The organism is Streptomyces sp. NPDC001617 (assembly GCF_053596855.1).
The window spans coordinates 1-5,276 of the sequence record NZ_JBSFHA010000176.1; the positions used below are offsets into that span (position 1 = coordinate 1).

Genomic DNA, 5,276 nt, shown 5'->3' on the forward strand with positions numbered 1-5,276 from the left:
CGGATCAGCTCGGCGTCGCGGGGCCTGGCACGCGCTCCCCCACTGCCTTGATGGCGTGGGGGGACCCCCAGCCGCGTTGTCGTCGGTTGCCGATGTGCCGCAGCGCCGCCCTCCTCCGCCTTGCAGCTGCACGCTCCCCCACTCTCGGCTTGGCCAGGAGGTGCCGTGCCTCACAGCCGACCTGATCCGCCGGACACCCCCTGGCTCACGCCCGCCTCATGCCGACTCGTCGAACCGGGCGGCCTTCAGGTACTGCGGGTTGGGGTCCAGCGCGGCCGCCAGCCGGAAGTGCCGCTTGGCCTGCTCCTGGCGACCCTGGCGCTCGTAGGTGCGGGCCAGCGCGAAGTGCGCGAACGAGTTGTCCGGCTCGCGCTCCAGGACGATCGTGAACTCCAGCTCGGCGGGCCGCAGTTGCGCGGCGGCGAAGAACGCACGCGCGCGCAGCAGCCGGGCGGCGGTGTTCTCCGGGTGCGCGGCGATGACTGAGTCGAGCAGCTTCACCGCGCCCCGCGGGTCCCGTGCGTTGAGCAACTGCTCGGCGGCACGGAAGTCGATGACATGCGTCTCCGGAGTACGTCCGGTCGAACCGCTGGTCTCGGGCACGGCTAAAGTCCTTCCCTCACTCGAAGGGTTCAACGCCCGGAAAAGGACCCGCTATTCCTGAGATTCCCGGGACGAACCCTCCACGGCGCGGGCTCTGCGTACGAGATCGGCCCATACGTCCTTCACCCGGCGCTCCAGTTCCTCCAGCGGCACGTCGTTGTCGATGACGACGTCCGCGATCGCCCGGCGCTTCTCGCGCGTCGCCTGCGCGGCCATACGCGCGCGTGCGTCCTGTTCGGTCATGCCGCGCAGGCGCACCAGCCGGTCGAGCTGGGTCTCGGCGCTGGCATCGACGACGATCACGACGTCGTACAGCGGGGTCAGGCTGTTCTCGGCGAGCAGGGGGACGTCGTGCACGACGACCGCGTCCTCGGCGGCGGCCTCTTCCAGCTCACGGGACCGCCTGCCCACCAGGGGATGCACGATCGAGTTCAGCACGGCGAGCTTCTCGGGGTCGGCGAAGACGATGGAGCCGAGCTTGGGCCGGTCCAGGCTGCCGTCCTCGGACAGCACGCCCTCGCCGAAGGCGTCCACGACCGCCGCCAGCCCGGGCGTCCCGGGCGCGACGACCTCCCGCGCGATACGGTCCGCGTCGATCAGCACGGCTCCGCGCTCGACGAGCAGCCGTGACACTTCGCTCTTGCCGGCACCGATCCCGCCGGTCAGACCCACCTTCAGCATGAGGGGCAGCTTAGGGCCTGGCACCGACAGCGGGACCGCCGGAGGTCAGTTGTCGCCTTCCCGCTCCGCCAGGAACTTCTCGAACTCCCGGCCGATCTCGTCCGCCGACGGGATGTCCACCGGCTCGGCGAGCATGTTGCCCCGGGTCTCGGCGCCCGCGGCGGCGTCGTACTGGTGCTCCAGGCCCTGGACCAGGGCGGTGAGCTCCTCGTCGCCCTCCTGGATCTGGCGGTCGATCTCGGTCTGGGTGCGGTGGGCGTCCGTGCGCAGGGCATGGGCGATGCCGGGCAGGACCAGGCCGGTGGCGGCGGTGATGGCCTCCAGGACCGTCAGGGCCGCGTCCGGGTAGGGCGAGCGGGCGATGTAGTGCGGCACGTGCGCGGCGACGCCCAGGACGTCGTGGCCGGCCTCCATGAGGCGGTACTCGACGAGCGACTCGGCGCTGCCCGGGACCTGTGCCTCGTCGAAGGGGCTGCGGTGGCCCGGGACCAGGTCGCCGCGGTTGCCGTGCGGGGTCAGGCCCACGGGGCGGGTGTGCGGGACGCCCATGGGTATGCCGTGGAAGTTCACCGCCAGACGCACGCCGAGCCGCTCCACGATCTGCTCGACGGCCTTGGCGAACCGCTCCCACTCCACGTCCGGCTCCGGGCCGGACAGCAGCAGGAAGGGCGCTCCGGTGGCGTCCTGCACGAGCCGCACGTCGATGGTGGGCTCCTCGTACTCGGTCCACCGGTCACGCTTGAAGGTCAGCAGCGGGCGGCGGGCGCGGTAGTCCACGAGCCGGTCGTGGTCGAAACGGGCCACGACCTGGTGGGGCAGCGAGTCCAGAAGCCGCTCGACGATCTGGTCGCCGGTCTCGCCCGCGTCTATGTATCCGTCGAAGTGGTAGAGCATGACAAGGCCGGCCGACTCCTGGGCGAGCGCCATGTCGACGACAGCCAGGCCCTTCGGCTCCCATGCGTACAAACCCTGCGGATCAAGCACAGTGACCGCTCCTCCTCGTGTTCGTACGTTTCAACGCGCCCTGAACCAGGGGCATTCCCGCAGGTACGCCTGATCAGCCTTCTCTTACGGGGTTTCCTTCCGAACACGGCTGAGGGGCCGCACCTCGAAAGGTACGGCCCCTCAGTCAGGAGCTACTGCTCAGTGGGCGTTCAGCTCTGGCCACCCGCGAGCTTCTCGCGAAGCGCGGCGAGCGCCTCGTCCGAAGCCAGGGCACCGGAGGTGTCCGCACCCTCGGAGGAGTACGAACCGCCACCCGCGGCCGGAGCCGCACCCGCGGTGTCGCCACCCTCGGCGGCAGCCGCAGCGTCCGCCTCGCGGGACTTGATGACCTGCTGCTGGTGCTGCTCGAAGCGGGACTGCGCCTCGGCGTACTGGTTCTCCCACACCTCGCGCTGAGCCTCGAAGCCCTCGAGCCAGTCGTTGGTCTCGGGGTCGAAGCCCTCGGGGTAGATGTAGTTGCCCTGGTCGTCGTACGAGGCGGCCATGCCGTACAGGGTCGGGTCGAACTCGACCGAGGCCGGGTCGGCACCGAAGGACTCGTTGGCCTGCTTCAGCGAGAGGCTGATGCGACGGCGCTCGAGGTCGATGTCGATGACCTTGACGAAGATCTCGTCGTTGACCTGGACGACCTGCTCCGGGATCTCCACGTGGCGCTCGGCCAGCTCGGAGATGTGCACCAGACCCTCGATGCCCTCGTCCACGCGGACGAACGCACCGAACGGAACCAGCTTCGTGACCTTGCCGGGCACGACCTGGCCGATCTGGTGGGTGCGGGCGAACTGCTGCCACGGGTCTTCCTGGGTCGCCTTCAGCGACAGGGAGACACGCTCGCGGTCCATGTCGACGTCGAGGACCTCGACCGTGACCTCCTGGCCGACCTCGACGACCTCGGAGGGGTGGTCGATGTGCTTCCAGGAGAGCTCGGAGACGTGGACCAGACCGTCGACGCCACCCAGGTCCACGAAGGCACCGAAGTTGACGATCGAGGAGACCACACCGGAGCGGACCTGACCCTTCTGGAGGGTCGTGAGGAACGTCTGGCGGACCTCGGACTGGGTCTGCTCCAGCCAGGCACGGCGGGACAGGACCACGTTGTTGCGGTTCTTGTCCAGCTCGATGATCTTCGCCTCGAGCTCCTTGCCCACGTAGGGCTGGAGGTCGCGAACGCGGCGCATCTCGACCAGGGAGGCCGGGAGGAAGCCACGGAGGCCGATGTCGAGGATGAGACCACCCTTGACGACCTCGATGACGGTACCGGTGACGATCCCGTCCTCTTCCTTGATCTTCTCGATCGTGCCCCAGGCACGCTCGTACTGAGCGCGCTTCTTGGACAGGATGAGGCGGCCTTCCTTGTCCTCCTTCTGGAGGACGAGGGCCTCGATCTCATCGCCCACGGCGACGACCTCGTTCGGGTCGACGTCGTGCTTGATGGAGAGCTCGCGGCTCGGGATAACGCCTTCGGTCTTGTAACCGATGTCGAGCAGGACCTCGTCCCGGTCGACCTTCACGATGACGCCGTCGACGATGTCGCCGTCGTTGAAGTACTTGATCGTCTCGTCGATCGCGGCGAGGAAGGCTTCCTCGTTACCGATGTCGTTGACCGCTACCTGCGGGGTGGTGGCGGTGGTCTCGGTGCTGCTCGTCATGTGGGAAAGGGCTCCGGTACGGACATTGAAGTCGTAGGTACTGCTACGCCGGGAGCCCGTATCGCTCTGAAGAAGCCGGACAGCCAAGGAAGCGCCCCAACAGATACTGGAGAACCAGTCACTGGTGATGGCGCCTCGACAACCGAGGGGACATACAACAGATGCGAGCGCAGCCTGCTACGTCTGAGGTGCGCAGGCCCGCAGCGCAACTTGTAGCATACGGGGGCAGCCGGACAGGGTCAATGCGCGAAGGCGCACACCCGGGGCGGATCGCCGCAATCCCGGCACAAGAACTGTCTCTGGAGGCCACGCAGGCCTGAGACACCTCTTCCGTGACACCCCTCGGGTGACCGGATTGCAGGGAAGAGTACGACGAGGGAGCCGATCATCCAAGACCCCGTTTTCCCCGAGGCTGCGAGCGACTCGTTCCAGCCGGATGCCACCCGACGCCAGGCCGACGGCACGGAGAGCGCCCGCGCCAACCGGGGCTGGTGGGACCGCAACGCCGACGAGTACCAGGTCGAGCACGGCACGTTCCTGGGCGACGACCGTTTCGTGTGGGGCCCCGAGGGCCTCGACGAGGTGGAGGCCGAGCTGCTCGGCCCGCCGGAGGACCTCAAGGGCAAGGACGTCCTGGAGATCGGCGCGGGCGCGGCGCAGTGCGCGCGCTGGCTGGCCGCGCAGGGCGCCCGCCCGGTCGCGCTGGACATCTCCCACCGTCAGCTCCAGCACGCGCTGCGCATCGGCGGAACGTTCCCCCTCGTCTGCGCCGACGCCGGCGCCCTGCCCTTCGCGGACGCGTCCTTCGACCTGGCGTGCTCGGCGTACGGGGCGCTGCCCTTCGTGGCCGATCCGGTGCGGGTCCTCACGGAGGTGCGGCGGGTGCTGCGCCCCGGCGGCCGCTTCGTCTTCTCGGTCACCCACCCCATCCGCTGGGCGTTCCCCGACGAGCCGGGCCCCGAGGGTCTGTCCGTCTCGGCCTCCTACTTCGACCGCACGCCGTACGTCGAGCAGGACGAGGACGGGACCGCCGTCTATGTGGAGCACCACAGGACGATCGGCGACCGGGTCCGGGACGTGGTGGCGGGCGGCTTCCGGCTCGTCGACCTGGTGGAGCCCGAGTGGCCGGCCTGGAACACCTCGGAGTGGGGCGGCTGGTCGCCGTTGCGCGGCAATCTCATCCCCGGTACGGCCATCTTCGTGTGCGAGCGAAGCTGAGGGCGGCGGCGACGGGGGCCGTACGACACTAGTAGTGCTCCGTTAGGTCTGTCTCGCGGTGCTGTTTGGGGGCATGGTCAGGGTGTGGACGCACATGAAGTGAACCGTGCTCGGGCGAAGTTG

5 protein-coding genes are annotated in these 5,276 nt (G+C 68.9%); 1 reads left to right on the top strand and 4 read right to left on the bottom strand.

Annotated features, from left to right (window positions below):
• Positions 1–216: 216 nt before the first annotated feature.
• The 4 genes from ACWC09_RS52135 to rpsA form a co-directional block, all read right to left on the bottom strand.
• The gene (locus ACWC09_RS52135) at positions 217–603 is read right to left on the bottom strand and encodes a tetratricopeptide repeat protein (protein WP_356357917.1); all 387 of its coding nucleotides are present in this window, start codon (positions 601–603) and stop codon (positions 217–219) included.
• A 51-nt stretch (positions 604–654) separates the two neighbouring features.
• Positions 655–1,284 carry a dephospho-CoA kinase gene (coaE, locus tag ACWC09_RS52140; RefSeq protein WP_450859308.1) on the bottom strand — a complete coding sequence of 210 codons (630 nt, stop codon included), beginning with the start codon at positions 1,282–1,284 and terminating at the stop codon, positions 655–657.
• Between the two features lie 45 nt (positions 1,285–1,329).
• Entirely contained in the window at positions 1,330–2,268 is a 939-nt protein-coding gene (locus ACWC09_RS52145; protein WP_450859310.1) for a PAC2 family protein, read from the bottom strand.
• Between the two features lie 170 nt (positions 2,269–2,438).
• The gene (rpsA, locus tag ACWC09_RS52150; RefSeq protein WP_450859311.1) at positions 2,439–3,935 is read right to left on the bottom strand and encodes a 30S ribosomal protein S1; all 1,497 of its coding nucleotides are present in this window, start codon (positions 3,933–3,935) and stop codon (positions 2,439–2,441) included.
• Positions 3,936–4,319: 384 nt separating this feature from the next.
• Between rpsA and ACWC09_RS52155 the strand changes: the two genes are divergently transcribed.
• Positions 4,320–5,153, top strand: coding sequence for a class I SAM-dependent methyltransferase (locus ACWC09_RS52155; protein WP_450859313.1), 834 nt, complete (start codon positions 4,320–4,322; stop codon positions 5,151–5,153).
• Positions 5,154–5,276: the final 123 nt, after the last annotated feature.